Raw genomic sequence first — 16506 nt, 5'->3', positions numbered from 1 at the left:
TTGTAATAGGTCAAGCGCGAAGCACAACACTAAAGCGGCAAGATGACAGAAATGCTATCGTAGCGGCTTCGTTTGAGGCCATTTAAGGAAAGGGAATGAGAACACCGTGGTCACTGTTAGCTCTATTGTGGTCTTCTGGCCAGGCGTCAGCGGCTCTGCCCGCTGATATCAAAGCAGGTGATATCGTGCAGGTGCAGTTATCACAATTGCATCCCACGCAAGCCGCGATTGGTTATCGTCAGTTAGATTACAAACTGCACCGTTACCAGGCCGATCCCAAAAAGCTGTTCGATGATTTTTGCGAAAGCATGGGACAGAAAGGCGTAGACAAGTTCAACAGCAAATCACGCATCTCCGATCCTGACAGCTTCACCTGTAAAGCCCCAGTGGGTGCGCAGCCAGGACCGATGAAAACTGCCGTCATCGCCCCGGATAATGCGCTCTATCTCACTGATGGGCATCACACCTTCAGTAATTTCGCTGATGTTGGTGGTTTGAAAACGCTGGTACAGGTGCGCATCACCAATGATTTCCGCAGTCTGAAAACGATGAATGCGTTCTGGCAGCAAATGGAAGCCGCCCATCTGGTCTGGCTGGATACGCCTAAAGGCAAAATCACCCCGCATGACCTGCCGAAAGAGTTGGGCCGTAAACACATGCAGGATGATGAATATCGTTCGCTGGTCTATTTCGTGCGCGATATCGGCTTTGAGAAAGAGGACAATCCGCCGCCGTTCCTTGAATTCTATTGGGGTAAATGGCTTGAGACTGAACTGCCGCTGAAATCATTCGATCTGCACGATCGCAAAGGCTATGGCGCAGCGGTCACCGCCATTGCTGAAAAAATCACCGACGTACCTAAAGACACGGTGATTGCCCAGAGCGATGCCGGACCGCTCACCGCTGAAAAGTTGGGGGCGATGAAAAAGGTCAACGAGAAGAAACTCGATAAGATGATTTCTGCGGATGGCAAACTTGGCTGGGCGTTTAAACAATAACGCCACTGCCTCTGACTAAACCCAGAAAATTGTGCGCCGTTGCCGTCAATGCATGCTCATGCCAGGCCACCGCTAATCCGGTAGTCGGTACCGGCGCTTTTATCTGTTTAAAAACCACGCCTGATAAGCTGAATTGGCGCATCGATTCCGGCACCAGCGATACCCCTAACCCCGCTGCCACGACCGATAATATCGAAACGATATGCGGCGCGGGTTGCCCTTCTACCGGGGTGAAGCCCTGCTGGCGGCAGGCTTGCAGCACGGATTCACGCAAGCTGGTACCGCTCTCCTTCGGTGTCAAAATAAAGTGCTCGTCGCGCAACGACGGCAACGCAATTTTACCGCGTAAGCGCGCCTGCGGATGATTAAGCGGCAATGCAGCCACCAGCGGTTCCTGCAATAAGAGCTGAACCGTCACGTTATCCGGTATCGCGTTTTCCTGCCGTAGTAGCGCGATATCCAGTTGCTGATTGGCGAGCGCCTGAAGCAACACAATGGAGTTGGCCTCCATCACGTTCAGCATCACGTCGGGATAGGCCTGTCGGAAGGCGCGGATAAAACCCGGCACCAGCGGATTCATCCCCACGGTGCCCGTAAACCCTAAGCGCAACGAACCTGATTCGCCTTGTGCCGCGCGGCGTGCGGCATCCACCGCCGCAGAAGCGATACCCGGCAGAGGCTGAACGGATTGCAAAAATGCTCGCCCGGCCTCCGTCAGTTCCACACCCTGCGCAGTGCGGTTGAATAACGCATAGCCAATCTCTGTTTCTAAATCTTTGATCTGCATACTAAGCGGCGGTTGACCGATGCCGAGCTTAGCCGCCGCACGGGTGAAATTGCGCTCACTGGCCACCGCGAGAAAATAACGAATATGTCGCATTTCCATCTGTTTTATAGATACCTTCATGCAGTGTCATATATTGGACAGATGATAGGTGGCGCGGTAGCGTTGTGCAATCTTCGTTACCCTGGAATCACCATGAGCCGCTCGTTAGAAAATGTCCTGCCTGTCTCATCCCCTGCAACGTCCAGCATCGCGCGTGGGAGCAGTGAGTATCGCCGCGCGGGTATTGCTTTTTTCATGCTCGGACTCGCCAGCTTTTCACTGATCTACTGTGTACAGCCACTGCTACCTGCCTTTACCCATGCTTTTGGCATCACACCGGCGCAAAGTTCACTGGCGCTGTCGCTCACCACCGGCTTACTGGCGGTGTCTATTTTGCTGGCAGGGGCTTTTTCTCAGGCGGTCGGACGTCGTGGATTGATGTTCACGTCGATGGCACTGGCATCGGTCTGCAATTTCATCGCCGCCGTATTACCGAATTGGCATCTGCTTCTGGTCGCCCGCGCAGTGGAAGGCGTGGTGCTGGGCGGTGTCCCCGCGGTAGCGATGGCCTGGCTGGCAGAGGAGATCGACAAAAAAGATCTCGGTAAAACCATGGGATTGTATGTCGGCGGCACGGCGTTTGGCGCGATGGTGGGCCGCGTTGGCATGGGGTTGCTGACTGAATTCACCTCATGGCGCATCGCCATGGGTGTGCTGGGCGTGCTCGGTTTGGCAGCAGCGATGGCGTTTGTGCTGCTTTTACCTGAATCGCGTCATTTCGAACGCAAACCCGGCCTCAATCTTCACTTCCACTTCAAAGCCTGGTTCAGTCATCTCGGCAATAAGGGGCTGATTCGCCTGTATGCCACCGGTTTCTTCCTCACCAGTGTATTTGTCACGCTGTTTAACTACGCCACCTTCCGCCTCTCTGACGCGCCGTTTAACTTTAGCCAAACACAAGTCAGCCTGATTTTCTGCGCCTATGCGATTGGTATTGTCTCTTCCTCACTGTCGGGCAGCCTGGCCGATCGGTTTGGTCGTAAGCCGTTGCTAATTGCCGGTTTTCTGTTGTTGCTGGCCGGTATTTTGCTGACGGTGCCGGATAACCTGTTGTGTCTGATTGGCGGTATTATCCTGATCACCAGCGGTTTCTTTGTGGCGCACGCTGCGGCGAGCGGTTCCGTCGGCCCGCTAGCCGGTAACAATCGCGGCCATGCTTCGTCGCTGTATCTGTTGTTCTATTACATGGGTTCCAGCATTACGGGCTCGTTCGGCGGCTGGTTCTGGCTGCACGGTGGCTGGAATGCGGTAGTGGGCTTGACGGTGGTTATCGCGCTGGCAGGGTTGGCGTTAAGTGGATTGTCGCGCCAGGCGTAGCGTGTCAGGCGACTTATAATCGTTGCCTGACACGTTCAACTACGGACACGGCTAAGCCAGTTCGCAGTTTTTCACATCAGCAGAAGGGGCCAGAAGGTTGTTATCAAACTCACGCAAGGCTGCTGCATCACGGACACGCATCGGCCAGTCGGGATTGGCCAGTGCACTTTTGCCCAACGCCACATAATCCGCCCCCTGCTCCAGCGCCTGAGAGGCGGCACGGCTGTCTGACAGCGAACCATTCGCCACAATAGTCAGGCTTGGTGCCGCCTCTCGCGCTATCTGTACCAGCGAAAGCGCATTGTCCGCAAAAGCGGGTTGCAGTGCGTCGTATTCGGTGAGATGCAGGTAATCAATACCCGACTCAGCCAATAACCGAAACACTTGTTTTGCGCCCGCTTCCCCTTCTTGCCACTTATGATGGAAATCATTCACTTTGCCTTGTGAAATACGCACACCTAAAGTGACATCGTGGCCTATACGCTGGCGTACCGCGCGGATCACCGCCAGGGTCAGTGACAGGCGGGCAGCGATATCACCGCCCCAACGATCACTACGCTGATTGGTGTAATCCGTAAAGAATTGATCGAGCAGGTAGCCATTGGCACCGTGAATTTCAATGCCATCAAATCCCGCTACGCCAATGGCGCGCGCAGCGGTCTCGGCAAAACTGTCAATCGCCTGCTGAATCTGATCTTCGCTCATTTCTCCTGGCAACGCATAGTCGCCATGACCATGGTAAAAGCCCAGCTGTTCTCCACGCGGTTGCACGACGGAGGGAGCCAGGGTATCGCGTCGGTAAATATTGCCCTGGGATATCGCGCCGGCATGCATCAGCTGCGCAATGATCTTGCCACCATGCTGATGCACACCATCAGTAATGGCACGCCAGCCTGCGACCTGGCGGCTATTAACCAGACCCGCTTGAAACGCATACGTCTGCGACCAGGCTTCGTCGATATACAGCCCTTCGGTGATGATGGTGCCAAAACCACCCCGCGCGAAACGTTCGTAATAGTGCTTCATGCGGTCGCCCGGTACGCCATCTACCGTGGCGGAGATACGCGTCATGGGTGCCACCATGATGCGGTTTTTCAGCGCGAGTCGATTTAATGTCCCGCTCTGAAATAAGTGTTTATCGGCCATTTGCTACATCGTGTTCCCTGATTATCGTCAGAGCGCATTGTAGTGTGTCGCTTTAGCGGCAAAAATGACCGAAGATGATACGTCTGTATAACGGAAATCGTTACAATGCACTCCAAAGATATTGAGGTTTTCCTCATGGTGTCGCAAACGCGCAGCCTGACGCAGGCGGCACGGCGGCTGAATACTACGCCGATGACGGTGTCGCGTCGGCTGGCCTCGCTGGAGGACGATCTCGGCGTGCGGCTGATGCACCGCACGACTCGCGCCATCGCGCTCACCGTCGAGGGAGAAGAGTTTCTGCCCTATGCGAAATCGCTGGCGGAAACCGAACAGAGCGCACGCAATCTGTTTTCACCACACCAGCAAGGTGCAACTGGCCAGCTGCGGATTACGGCGCCTTCTGGCTTTGGTCGTCGCACCATCATTCCGCTGTTGCCTGCCTTGATGGAGGCCAACCCGGAACTACGCATTGAGTTTCAGTTGAGCGATGACGTCACCGACCTGGTAGGGTTGGGCTACGATGTCGCTATCCGCATTGCGCCGCTGCGTGACTCCCGTTTAGTGGCTCACCGTCTCGCCAACAACCCGCGTATGCTGTGTGCTTCACCCGATTATCTTCAACGCTTCGGCACGCCTCAGACATTAAACGACTTACATCATCACAACTGCCTGCGACTCTCGGGCGTGGTGCAGTGGAGCTTCATCATTGATGGGCATATTTCGAGCTTAAGCGTGGAAGGCCGTTTCAGTGGCAGTAACGTGGAGGGGGTGCGCACTCTGTGCGTGGCGGGAAGCGGCATTGCTCAGTTATCTGAGTGGGACATCCGTGAAGAGCTTGCTTCGGGCGAGCTAATCGCCATTGAATTACAGGATGCTCAACCGCAGATGCTCGGTGTCTGGGCATTGTTCCCGACGACTCGCCAGTTGCCAGCACGGGTGACGGTATTTCTTCATGCTTTAAAACAAGCGATGGAAAAAACAGATAAGTTACCTGTCACGGCACCCCGTTTATAGGCTTAAATCGTTGACTCACTGATTCACTTCATGGAGGCCCCTTTTGAAACCAGAAATACAAACCCTCACATCGACAGAGATCTATCGTAACCGCTGGATGACGTTAAAAGAGGACAAAATTCAGCGTGCCGATGGCAGCGAAGGTCTCTATTCGGTGATCGAAAAAAACGATTTTGTCGTCATCGTTCCGGTGGAGCAGGACAGCATTTTTGTGGTTGAGCAGTATCGTTATCCGATAAGTGAACGCACCATTGAGTTGCCGCAAGGCAGCTGGGAGCTGGACCCTGGCGCTACACCGGAAGCACTAGCGGCGGGCGAACTGCAGGAAGAGACAGGATTGATTGCCGATCGTTGGCAGTACGTGGGCTATCAAAAACTGGCGCAGGGATACTCCGCGCAGGGTTATCACATCTATCTTGCCAGCGAATTACGCTATGAAGGGCAGAATCTGGATGCCGAGGAAGTCGGACTCACTGCACGCAAAATGAAAATCAGCGAGTTTCTGCAGCTAGTGCTGGAAGGTAAAGTGACCGATGCCACTTCAGTGACCGCGTTTTTACTGGCGCGGGCCAAAGGGTTGCTTGATTAAGCCGGGTAACGCACAGGGCCACATTGATGTCAGGTCGCTGTGCGTTTGAAGAGTGCGCATTGCTGCGCACTCCTCCCTGAACAATGACGCTTAGTGACTCGCTATCTCCGCCAGCACTGCTTGCGCATCTGCCGCAGCAACCGCGACACCATCAATGTAAAGCTGGCGCCGTTCTCCGGCTGGCAAAGCAATTTGCAGCGTTTTCCATGCTGGCTGATAATCGCCTTTGCGTGTGAAGCTCAGGTGGATTGCCTCGGCATCGCTGCGCATCTCCCAGCTTAACCACAGCGCATTACCCTGCTGATAACCCCAGGACTCACCGTCATCTTCAAATACCAGGCCTTTGCTCTCGCCTTTACCCTGTAATGGATAAAGTTGCAGCGTGCGACGGTCATCTGCTTGTGCATCAACATGACGCAGACGCTGGCTCAGTGGCAAGGCCGCACCGGCGCGAACCAGCATCGGCTGGGTTTCCAGCGGTGCTGGCAAGGTGATCCACTGACCGCCGCTGTACCACTGTTGCGTTGCGAAGTCATACCAGCCAGTTTGGTTATCTGGCAGCCACAAACTGCGTTCACGCTGTCCTGCTTCCACCACGCTGGCCACCAGCAAATCGCGGCCCAGCATAAACTCATCGCACTCGGCGAAGGTCTGTTTATCCTGCTCATGATCGAGGAAGGTTGGACGCAGCATCGGCTCATCATCAGCATGCGCTTGCCACAGCAAGGTGTAGAGGTACGGCAGCAGGCGATAACGCAGTTCAATTGCAGCACGAATCGCTGGCGTGACTGTCGGATACATCCAGGGTTCATTCACTGTGTGATCGTCATTCCACGAGTGAATGGTGAACCGCGGGTGCATTACGCCGTTTTGCACCCAACGCACGAACAATTCTGCATCCGGTTTATCACCCGAGAAACCACCAACGTCATGACCCACGTTGTACAGCCCCGACAAGCTCATCCCCAGTCCCATACGGATGTTGTAACGTAGTGATGTCCAGTTAGTACGGTTATCACCGCTCCAGGTTTGCACATAGCGTTGCATACCGGCGCAGCCAGAACGCGAGATCAGGAAAGGACGCTTCTCCGGCGCGAAACGCTGCTGCGCTTCCATCGACGCACGCATCATCAACAACGGCATCACCGGGCGAATATGCTTGATGGCGATGGGCGTACCAAAGCCGTGGCAACGCGCTTCGCCGTCCCACACTTCATATTCGTTGTTGTCATTCCAGGTCGAATCGATGCCCTTCGCCAACAGCTGTTGGGTGACGTTCTCCTGCCACCATGCCACCGCCTGGGGATGGGTGAAGTCAAGGTGTGAACCTTCGTCGTCCCAGAACACTGAACGCTCTGGCGCATCTTCTTCTGAATCGCGAATAAACAAGCCCTGTGCCGCGACTTCTTCGTAGCGCGGATGGTCCTGCAACAGGCAAGGTTTGATGTTGGCAGCCAGACGCAAACCGGCATCGTGGAACGCCTGGCTCATCACTTCCGGCTGTGGCACTTTGTCGTAGTTCCAGTTGAACACGTAGCGCTTGTTATTGATCGAGGTATAACCCGATGACAATTGGAAAGAGTCGCACGGAATATCATGCTGTTCACACAGGCGAATGAAGTTCATCAGCTGATTTTGTGCATCCGGTGCATCGGTGTAGTGCATGGTTGAGCCGCTGTAACCGAGGCTCCATTTTGGGCCAAACAGCGTTTTACCGGTCAGGCGCACAAAGGCCTTGGTGACATCCAACACTTTGCTGCCAACAAACAGGTAATAATCAATATCCCCGCTTTCCGCCTGCCAGCGGCGATAAGGCTGATGGTAGTTATCCAGCTCGTTACCGAGATCAAACCAGCTGCTGCTGAGGTTATCGTAGTAAAGACCGAAACTCACATCGCTGCGGCGCGTAATGGTAAACGGCACATGTTTGTAGAGTGGATCGGTTGACGAGGCGTTGTAGCCCATCGCATCGAGGTTACGCATCTCATAACGTTTGCCATTGCGTTGAAGGTCACCGGTTTTCTCGCCAAGACCGTAATAGGCATCGTCATTCATACGACGCTGGTAGTGCGCCACGCCATCGCCGTTCGCGTTAATCAGGTAGGCACTGGTTGGGCGGTCGCAGGTCAGCAGTTGCCAGGCGCCAGCGCTATCACGATGTTGCCACTCCAGCGCCAGTGGCTGATGGACAATCACGCGCAGCACATCGGTGGAAACCACCAGCGTGTCGCCCTCTTCTTCCAGCGTGAACCCTGGCAGGGTAAAGCCCGCCAGGCTGTCACGTGGACGCCCTTCCCACGGCACATCGCTGTCTGGCGCTATGCTCCAGGTGCGGTCCAGTGCATAGCCGCTCTGACGTTTAATCGAAACACGGAACGTGCCTGATTCCAGCACGAATAGGTTCAGCTGGTACTTCCCATCGACGGTTAACGCAACATGGTGTTGATCAGAATGCGTGAGTGACCAATTCTTTAAGGTTTTCATTGTTACCTACTTTATTCAGGTGCGCTGGGCGCGACGTTCAGCAATAAATGCAATCAGGAAGACCGCGCCAATCAGGTCGAAGAAGCCCATGGCGACAAATAACGGGTTAAAGCCAATCTTGTCGGCGGTGACACCAATTACCAGCGAGAACAGGAAGCTGGAGATCCACGCGAAGGAACCGCGCATGCCGTTGACGGTGGCCATCTGGCCTTTATCAAACTTCTCCACCACCAGCGCGCTGAGCATGCAGGAGATGATCTGGTGACCGAAACCGCCAATCGAGATCAGTGCAATCGCGACGTAAGGATCTTTGGTCATTGCCACCAATGCGAGGGAGAGCATCAGGAAAGCGCCGGTGACCGAACTGGCAACCACGGAGTTGACCAGTCTGAAACCAAACAGGCGGGTATAGAGGCGCGTCAGATAGCCACTGGCGACGCTGCCGAGGTCTGCAGCGAGGAATGGCATCCAGGCGAACATGGCAATCTGTTTGAGATCCATGCCGAGATCTTTCGCCAGGTAGAGCGGCACCCAAAAACTCAGCACGCCCCACGCCGGTTCGGCCATAAAAGCGGGAATGGCGATACCGTAAAAACGTTTATTCTTTGAGACACTTTTCAGGGCTTTAAAGAACGGTAATTTGACGGCAGGCGGTTCATTATCCTGACGAATAAATTCCAGTTCCGATGCAGACAGATTGGGATGAATTTCCGGATCGCGATACAGCAACCACCAGAGCACCACCCACGCCAGTGCCAGGCAACCCGTAAACAGGAAAGCGCCCTGCCAGCCGAAAGAAGCGTGCGCGAAGTAGATGATGGGCGGCGCCAGCATAGCGCCAATTGAGAAGCCCACGCCGGCCCAACCCGCTGCAACCGGACGCTCTTTTTTCGGGAACCATTCGCCTATCACTTTGGCGTTGGCTGGCGTGGCTGCGGCTTCCGCTCCGCCCATGACAAAACGCAGAATGGCAAGATGTACCCAGCTCGCCGCGCCTGCATGGAACAGACAGGCGACCGCCCAGACCGAGGCACAAATCAGGAAGCCGACTTTCAGGCCGATGACATCAATCAGCCAGCCGCAAATTGGTTGAAAGAAGGTGTACGCCAGCTGAAACGCACCGACGATCCATGAATATTGTTCAGTGGTGATGCCCAGGCTGGTTTTCAGCTCAGGTGCCAGAATGCCTAATGAGTTACGCGTGATGTAGTTGACGGTAACGCCCGCTAAGAACAACACCAATACCCACCAGCGCAAATTGCGGAAGGTGCGTTTGCTGCCAGCGGCAGCGATCCCTGGATTCAAACTGCGGTTCATCTGGTTCTCCATTCTTTATTAACATCATGAGCTTACAAATCCTGTGGTGAATGCGCGGGCAAGCGATAAACCGGAAATATCGCTGGCTGCCGCCCAGGAATTGCTGCTTGTTGTTGAGGAGCGACTTCAGTGAGTCATCTCTAACCATCCGCCAGGAGTGAACCACAGATGCGGAACCTGGTCGCCACTCAGATGCCGCATTTGTGATCTGGTTAACCAAAATGGCTTGCGAGGTTGACATCAGCCGGTAAAGAGCCGAATTTTAGGCTCTGTGAGCGCAATCCACGCCATAAGCGGTGCGCTAACCGATAAATAGGTCAACCAATATAAGAATTGTCCTGGGTTTCTTTTTCAGGACCTAAAAGAGGTAACAACATGAAGCAGACCTGGCGCTGGTATGGCCCAAATGATCCCGTTTCTCTTGCCGATGCACGACAGGCTGGCGCGACCGGCATCGTCACCGCCCTGCACCACATCCCTAACGGCGAAGTGTGGTCGGTGGACGAAATTATGCAGCGCAAAGCCATCGTGGAAGCCGCTGGGCTGGTGTGGTCAGTGGTGGAAAGCGTGCCGATTCACGAAGAGATCAAAACCGGCAGCGGTGAGTGTCAGAAGTGGATCCGTCATTACCAGCAGTCTCTGCGAAATCTGGCGCAGTGCGGTATTAAAACCGTCTGCTACAACTTCATGCCGATTCTCGACTGGACGCGCACAGACCTTGAATATCTGTTACCCGATGGCGCGAAAGCGCTGCGTTTCGATCAGATCGAATTTGCCGTATTTGAGCTGCACATCTTGCAACGTCCCGGTGCGGAGAAGGACTACAGCGCCACGGAAATAGCGCAGGCAGCTGAGCGTTTCGCCAACATGAGCGAAGCACATAAAACCCGCCTGACGCGCAATATCATCGCTGGTTTACCGGGTGCAGAAGAAGGTTACACGCTGGACCAGTTCCGTGCTCAATTAGCCCGTTATGACGGCATCGGCAAAGCTGAGTTACGTGAAAACTTCGCGACCTTCCTGCGCGCGATTATTCCAGTGGCGGAAGAGGCCGGTGTTCGGATGGCAGTGCATCCGGATGATCCCCCGCGTCCGATTCTGGGTTTACCGCGCATCGTCTCTAACGCAGAAGATTTGCAGTGGATGATCGATACCGTACCCAGCCCGGCGAATGGCTTCACCATGTGCACCGGCTCTTACGGCGTGTTGGCAGATAATGACCTCGCCGGCATGGTGAAACGTTTTGGCCCACGCATTTACTTCGCACACCTGCGGTCAACCAAACGCGAAGAGAACCCGAACACCTTCCACGAGGCAGCGCATTTAGGCGGCGATGTTGACATGTTCGCCGTCATTAAGGCGATTGCTGAAGAAGAACATCGTCGTAAAGCGGCCGGTCAGGAGGATTTGATTCCGATGCGCCCGGATCATGGTCACCAGATGCTCGACGACTTGAGAAAGAAAACCAACCCCGGCTATTCGGCGATTGGTCGTCTGAAAGGGTTGGCGGAAATTCGCGGTGTGGAGCTGGCGATTCATCGCGCTTATTTCTGATGGCATTCGTTGCTGCCGGGTGCCATTGATGGCGCACCCGGATAGATGGAGTTTACATGGAACCTAACCTCGCCAATGGCGAACTGAACGTGACCCGCCCCGCCTGGAACCATCAGCGGCTGGTGCCGCGTATTGTGCATATCGGCTGTGGCGCCTTTCATCGCGCGCATCAGGCGTTGTATCTGCATCACCTGCTTGAAATCAGTGACACTGACTGGGGCATCTGTGAGGTCAACCTGATGTCGGCGAGCGGCAAACTGTTGGTCGAACAACTGCGCCAGCAAGATCTGCTCTACAGCGTGAAGGAAAAAGGTGCCGGGCAGAACGAAGTTCACCTCGTTGCGGCCATCAAAGAAGCCTTGCATCCTGCACTGGATGGACACGACGGCATTATCGAAGCGCTGGCTCGTCCGGAAACCGCTATCGTTTCATTGACGGTGACGGAAAAAGGCTATTGCACTCAGGGTGCCAACGGTGAATTGGATGCGGATAATGCACTTATTCAACACGATGTTGCGCACCCCAACACGCCGAAATCCGCCATTGGTTTTATTGTCGAAGCATTACGTGTGCGTCGTGAGCGTGGTTTAGGGCCGTTTACTGTGCTCTCCTGCGACAACCTGCGTGATAACGGCCATGTCGCGCGCGCCGCTGTGATAGGCCTGGCGCGGTTGCACGATGCGGCACTGGCGCATTGGATTGATGAGAACGTTACCTTCCCCAGCAGCATGGTTGACCGCATCGTTCCCGCAGTGACCGACGAAACACATCAGGAGATTCGCGACTTGCTGGGCGTACCCGATCCCTGCGGCGTGGCCTGTGAGCCGTTTCGCCAATGGGTTATCGAAGATAACTTTGTCAACGGCCGTCCTGACTGGGATCGCGTGGGCGCGCAGTTTGTGGCCGACGTTGCCCCTTTTGAAATGATGAAACTGCGTATGCTCAACGGCAGTCACTCATTTCTTGCCTACCTCGGGTATTTGGGTGGCTGTGAAACCATCGCTGACACTATGCAACTCCCGGCCTATCGCCAGGCAGCATTAGCACTGATGATGCAAGAGCAGGCACCTACGCTGTCGATGCCTGAGGGTATTGATCTTCAGGCCTATGCTAATCAGCTGATCGAGCGTTTTAGCAACCCTTCCCTGCGACACCGGACGCAACAGATTGCGATGGATGGCAGCCAGAAGCTGCCGCAGCGCTGGCTGGATTCCGTGCGCTATCACCTGAAGCACGGCAGTGACTATCGCCACCTGGTGCTGGGGATTGCCGGCTGGATGCGTTACGTGCTTGGGCAGGATGAGCGAGGTGAGACTTATGATGTGGTTGACCCATTACTTGCAACCTTGCATGACATCAACCAGCTCACGCCAGAAGGCGATGCGCGCGTTAGCGCCCTGCTCGCCGTGAAAACCATTTTTGGTGACGACCTGCCCGCCAATCCGCGCTTCGTCAGCCATCTTCAACAGGTGTACGCGCAGCTTTGCCAGCATGGTGCCCGCGCCGCCGTTGCATCCCTGAATCAGGAGCCGAAATGAAGCACTTTATGGATGACGATTTCCTGCTGCAAAGCGACGTTGCTCGTCGTTTGTACCATGACTATGCGGCTGATATGCCGATCTACGATTATCACTGTCATCTCAACCCGCAGGAGATCGCCGAGGATCGTCAGTTCGCCAACCTCGGACAAATTTGGCTGGAAGGTGACCATTATAAATGGCGCGCCCTGCGTGCGGCAGGCGTGGATGAATCGCTGATCACCGGTAAATCTACGAGCGATTACGATAAATACCTCGCGTGGGCCCACACCGTGCCCAAAACGCTGGGCAATCCGCTCTACCACTGGACGCACCTGGAGCTGCGTCGCCCGTTCGGCATCACCAATACGTTATTTGGGCCGGACACCGCACAACGCGTATGGGACGAATGCGCCGAGAAACTGGCAACCCCGGCATTTTCTGCACGCGGCATTATGCGTCAGATGAAGGTAAGTATGGTTGGCACCACCGATGATCCGGTTGATTCGCTGCAATATCATCGTCAGATTGCTGAAGACAGCAGCTTTGATATTGATGTCGCCCCAAGCTGGCGCCCTGATAAGGTCTTCAAGATTGAGCTTGAAGGCTTTGTTGAATACCTGGGACGGCTTGAGGCAGCAGCGGATGTGGCGATCACCGACTTTGATGCGTTGCGCACCGCCCTGCTGCGCCGGTTAGATCACTTCTCCGCTCACGGCTGTCGTGCAGCGGATCACGGAATTGAAGTGCTGCGCTTTGCACCTGTTCCCGACGATAGCGTGTTGGACGCCATTCTGGCGAAACGTCGCAACGGCGACACGCTAAGCGAGCTGGAAATCGCGCAGTTTAGCAGCGCGGTGCTGGTCTGGTTGGGTTCCGAGTATGCACGACGTGATTGGGTGATGCAGTTACACATCGGTGCCATTCGCAACAACAGCACTCGCTTGTTCCGTTTGCTGGGTGCAGACAGCGGTTTTGACTCGATTGGCGATAACAATATTGCTTTGCCGCTCTCGCGCCTGCTGGATGCGATGGATGTTAACGACCAACTGCCAAAGACCATTCTGTACTGCCTCAATCCGCGTGACAACGAAGTGCTGGCGACGATGGCAGGTAACTTCCAGGGTGCGGGCATCGCCGGTAAAGTGCAGTTTGGTTCCGGCTGGTGGTTCAACGATCAGCGCGATGGCATGCTGCGCCAGTTGGAGCAACTGTCGCAAATCGGTTTGCTCAGCCAGTTTGTCGGGATGCTGACCGATTCTCGCAGTTTCCTCTCCTATACGCGCCACGAATACTTCCGCCGTATTCTGTGCAACCTGCTCGGTCAATGGGTGCAGGATGGCATTGTGCCGCACGATGAAGCGGTGCTCGGCAACATGCTGCAGGATATCTGTTTCAATAACGCACAGCGCTACTTTACCCTCAATCCAAGTTGAGAATTCCGCCCTGTGCTATAGTGCAGGGCGCAATTGATGGCAGCGTCAGTGGTCGTCAACTTCTTAATCAGCAGAAAAGAGCTCATGAAAACACAAGCATCAGCGCAGCGCCCTTATCAGGAAGTGGGGGAAATGTTGCGTAACATGATTATGCAAAAGCAGTATGCCGTGGGCGAACGCTTGCCGCCTGAGCGTGAACTGGCTGCGCTGCTGGATGTCACGCGTACGCTGGTGCGTGAAGCACTGATCATGCTGGAGCTGGAAGGCTTGATTGAAGTGCGTCGTGGTGCCGGGATCTACGTGATAAACGACAGTCCTGCACCGCGCGCGACGACACAAGCCGCCTGTAACGATGCCGGCCCGTTTGAGATGCTGCAGGCACGTCAATTGCTGGAGAGTAATATCGCGGAGTTTGCCGCGCTGCAGGCCACACGTGAAGACATCATCAAGATGCGTCAGGCACTGGAACTGGAAGAGAGAGAACTGGCATCCGGCGCCGTGAATGAGAGCGAGAACGGCGATCGTAACTTCCATCTGGCGATCGCCGAAGCGACCCATAACAGTATGTTGGTCGAGTTGTTCAAACAATCCTGGCAGTGGCGTGAAGACAATGTGATGTGGAGTCAGTTACATCGTCATCTGGTGAATACTCATTACCGTAAGCAGTGGCTCGACGATCACAAGAAGATCCTCGCCACATTGATCAAGAAAGATGCACGCGCCGCCAAGCAAGCCATGTGGCAGCATCTGGAAAATGTGAAACAGCGACTGCTGGAATTTTCAGATGTCGATGACATCGATTTTGATGGTTATCTGTTTGAATCCTGGCCGCTGGACAGTGCCAACGGTTAGAACAAGCCCTTGTTACCAAGGGCTTTCAGGCGATTACTGCGGTAATGAAGCTTTCAAACGCTGTGCTGCTACGGCCAGATTGGTTTCCGATACTGAGGCATACGAAATACGCAGCGTTGAAGTATCTGGATTATCACAGTAGAAAAACTCACCCGGGACATACACCACACCCTTGCTCAGCGTGGTTTTCAGCCATTCGGTGGTGTTGAAAGCTTCCCTGAACGTTGCCCACAGGAACATGCCACCCAGCGGGCGATAGAAGTGCAGCTTATCCCCCAACTCCGTCTCCAGCGCTGCACACAATGCATCGCACTTCTGCTTATAGGCCGCGCGGATCAAGCGAATCTGCTCCGGCAAGCGACCGGTTTCCAGATAATGACGCGTCAGGGATTGTGACAAGGCACTGGTGTGCAGATCCGTTGCCTGCTTCAGGTTCACCACTGATGACTTCAACCAGCCCGGCATGGTGATCCAGCCAACGCGTGCGCCCGGTGCCAGGATTTTGGAGAAGGTCGAGGTATAAATCACATTCTCGCTGGCCCCCATCGCTTGCGCATGGGATTTTAATGGGCGGAATGTCTGATTGGTGAAGTTGATCTCGCTGTAGGGATCGTCTTCAAAAATCAGGAAATCATACTGCTTCGCCAGCGCGACTAACTGCTGACGACGCGCATCAGATAAGGTGACGCCGCTTGGATTGCCAAAGGTCGGAACGATATACACGGCTTTGATTGGTGTCTGTTTGACTAGCTCTTCCAGCTCATCAACAATCATGCCTTCGCCGTCAGTGCCAACAGATTTGAACTGCGCTTCAGCCAACTGGAAAACCTGCAATGCGGCGAGATAAGTTGGACGCTCCACCACCACCACATCACCGGGGTTGATTAACGCGCGGGCGAGAATATCCAGTGACTGCTGGGAGCCAGAAGTGATCACCACGTCGTCTGGCGTGCAATCAATACCGCGGTCGGCTGAAATGCGGCAGATCGCTTCACGTAATAGCGGATCCCCTTCACTCAAGCCATACTGAAATGCGTTGTGACCATCCTGCGACAAGGCGCGATCCATGGCGATCTGCAGGCCTTCGGTATCAAACAGATCGGGATTCGGGATGCCACCACCCAGAGAAATGACCCCTTCCATTTTGCTGTGTTTCAATAAATCACGAATGGCAGATGAATGAATGCGTTGAACGCTTTTGGACAATTTTTGCGACGACATAAAACCTTTACCTGATTATTTTTTTCTAAGACTAAATTCATAACATAAGTTAGCTAAGCTGATAATCACATTTTCATTGTCTGGCAAAGAGAATTTAGTGCCGGGAGAAAACTATCATTTAGAGTGATTTTTCTTTAGCGAATCAGAGTCGCTTCGCCGTTCATAATTGAGGGGA

General features: G+C 54.5%; 13 protein-coding genes. 8 read left to right on the top strand and 5 right to left on the bottom strand.

The features are described 5' to 3' along the window. Positions 1 to 95: 95 nt before the first annotated feature. Positions 96 to 998, top strand: coding sequence for a ParB/Srx family N-terminal domain-containing protein (locus FD744_RS03060; protein WP_160867268.1), 903 nt, complete (start codon positions 96 to 98; stop codon positions 996 to 998). Here the strand turns inward: FD744_RS03060 and FD744_RS03055 are convergent. Beyond that, on the bottom strand, positions 988 to 1905 hold the full coding sequence (locus tag FD744_RS03055) for a LysR family transcriptional regulator (RefSeq protein ID WP_304622131.1): 918 nt from the start codon (positions 1903 to 1905) through the stop codon (positions 988 to 990). The genes FD744_RS03060 and FD744_RS03055 overlap by 11 nt on opposite strands. Positions 1906 to 1977: 72 nt before the next feature. Between FD744_RS03055 and FD744_RS03050 the strand changes: the two genes are divergently transcribed. Continuing rightward, positions 1978 to 3201 (top strand): MFS transporter, encoded by a 1224-nt coding sequence (locus tag FD744_RS03050; RefSeq protein WP_160867267.1) that lies wholly within the window; start codon positions 1978 to 1980, stop codon positions 3199 to 3201. 51 nt (positions 3202 to 3252) lie between these two features. Here the strand turns inward: FD744_RS03050 and FD744_RS03045 are convergent, their stop codons facing one another. Beyond that, positions 3253 to 4347, bottom strand: coding sequence for an NADH:flavin oxidoreductase (locus tag FD744_RS03045; protein WP_160867266.1), 1095 nt, complete (start codon positions 4345 to 4347; stop codon positions 3253 to 3255). Positions 4348 to 4452: 105 nt separating this feature from the next. Between FD744_RS03045 and FD744_RS03040 the strand changes: the two genes are divergently transcribed. Together FD744_RS03040 and FD744_RS03035 are read left to right on the top strand one after the other, a co-directional pair. Then, positions 4453 to 5361 (top strand): LysR family transcriptional regulator, encoded by a 909-nt coding sequence (locus FD744_RS03040; protein ID WP_160867265.1) that lies wholly within the window; start codon positions 4453 to 4455, stop codon positions 5359 to 5361. 43 nt (positions 5362 to 5404) lie between these two features. Then, positions 5405 to 5950 (top strand): NUDIX hydrolase, encoded by a 546-nt coding sequence (locus FD744_RS03035; protein WP_097117177.1) that lies wholly within the window; start codon positions 5405 to 5407, stop codon positions 5948 to 5950. 90 nt (positions 5951 to 6040) lie between these two features. On the opposite strand, the gene FD744_RS03030 is transcribed toward FD744_RS03035, so the two are convergent. Both FD744_RS03030 and FD744_RS03025 read right to left on the bottom strand, forming a co-directional pair. Further along, positions 6041 to 8434, bottom strand: a complete 2394-nt coding sequence (locus FD744_RS03030) for a TIM-barrel domain-containing protein (protein ID WP_160867264.1) — start codon at positions 8432 to 8434, stop codon at positions 6041 to 6043. A gap of 15 nt (positions 8435 to 8449) precedes the next feature. After that, positions 8450 to 9751: an MFS transporter gene (locus FD744_RS03025; protein ID WP_160867263.1), complete on the bottom strand. Its 1302-nt coding sequence runs from the start codon at positions 9749 to 9751 to the stop codon at positions 8450 to 8452. A 375-nt stretch (positions 9752 to 10126) separates the two neighbouring features. Between FD744_RS03025 and uxuA the strand changes: the two genes are divergently transcribed. The 4 genes from uxuA to uxuR all read left to right on the top strand — a co-directional run bounded on the left by uxuA (position 10127) and on the right by uxuR (position 15110). Next, positions 10127 to 11305, top strand: a complete 1179-nt coding sequence (gene uxuA, locus FD744_RS03020) for a mannonate dehydratase (protein WP_058959958.1) — start codon at positions 10127 to 10129, stop codon at positions 11303 to 11305. A 56-nt stretch (positions 11306 to 11361) separates the two neighbouring features. Beyond that, positions 11362 to 12843 carry a fructuronate reductase gene (locus FD744_RS03015; RefSeq protein ID WP_160867262.1) on the top strand — a complete coding sequence of 494 codons (1482 nt, stop codon included), beginning with the start codon at positions 11362 to 11364 and terminating at the stop codon, positions 12841 to 12843. Continuing rightward, positions 12840 to 14258, top strand: a complete 1419-nt coding sequence (gene uxaC, locus FD744_RS03010; protein WP_160867261.1) for a glucuronate isomerase — start codon at positions 12840 to 12842, stop codon at positions 14256 to 14258. The genes FD744_RS03015 and uxaC overlap by 4 nt, the downstream gene beginning before the upstream one ends. 84 nt (positions 14259 to 14342) lie before the next feature. Continuing rightward, entirely contained in the window at positions 14343 to 15110 is a 768-nt protein-coding gene (gene uxuR / locus FD744_RS03005) for a Uxu operon transcriptional regulator (protein WP_160867260.1), read from the top strand. A gap of 33 nt (positions 15111 to 15143) precedes the next feature. Here uxuR and FD744_RS03000 read toward each other — a convergent pair whose 3' ends face one another. Then, a complete protein-coding gene (locus FD744_RS03000) occupies positions 15144 to 16331 on the bottom strand; it encodes a PLP-dependent aminotransferase family protein (protein WP_160867259.1) in 1188 nt (395 codons plus the stop codon). Positions 16332 to 16506: the final 175 nt, after the last annotated feature.

The organism is Pantoea sp. Taur (assembly GCF_009830025.1).
Lineage (GTDB): Bacteria > Pseudomonadota > Gammaproteobacteria > Enterobacterales > Enterobacteriaceae > Pantoea > Pantoea communis.
Note: the sequence above shows the minus strand (reverse complement) of the source record. Positions and strands in the feature narration are given on the sequence as shown.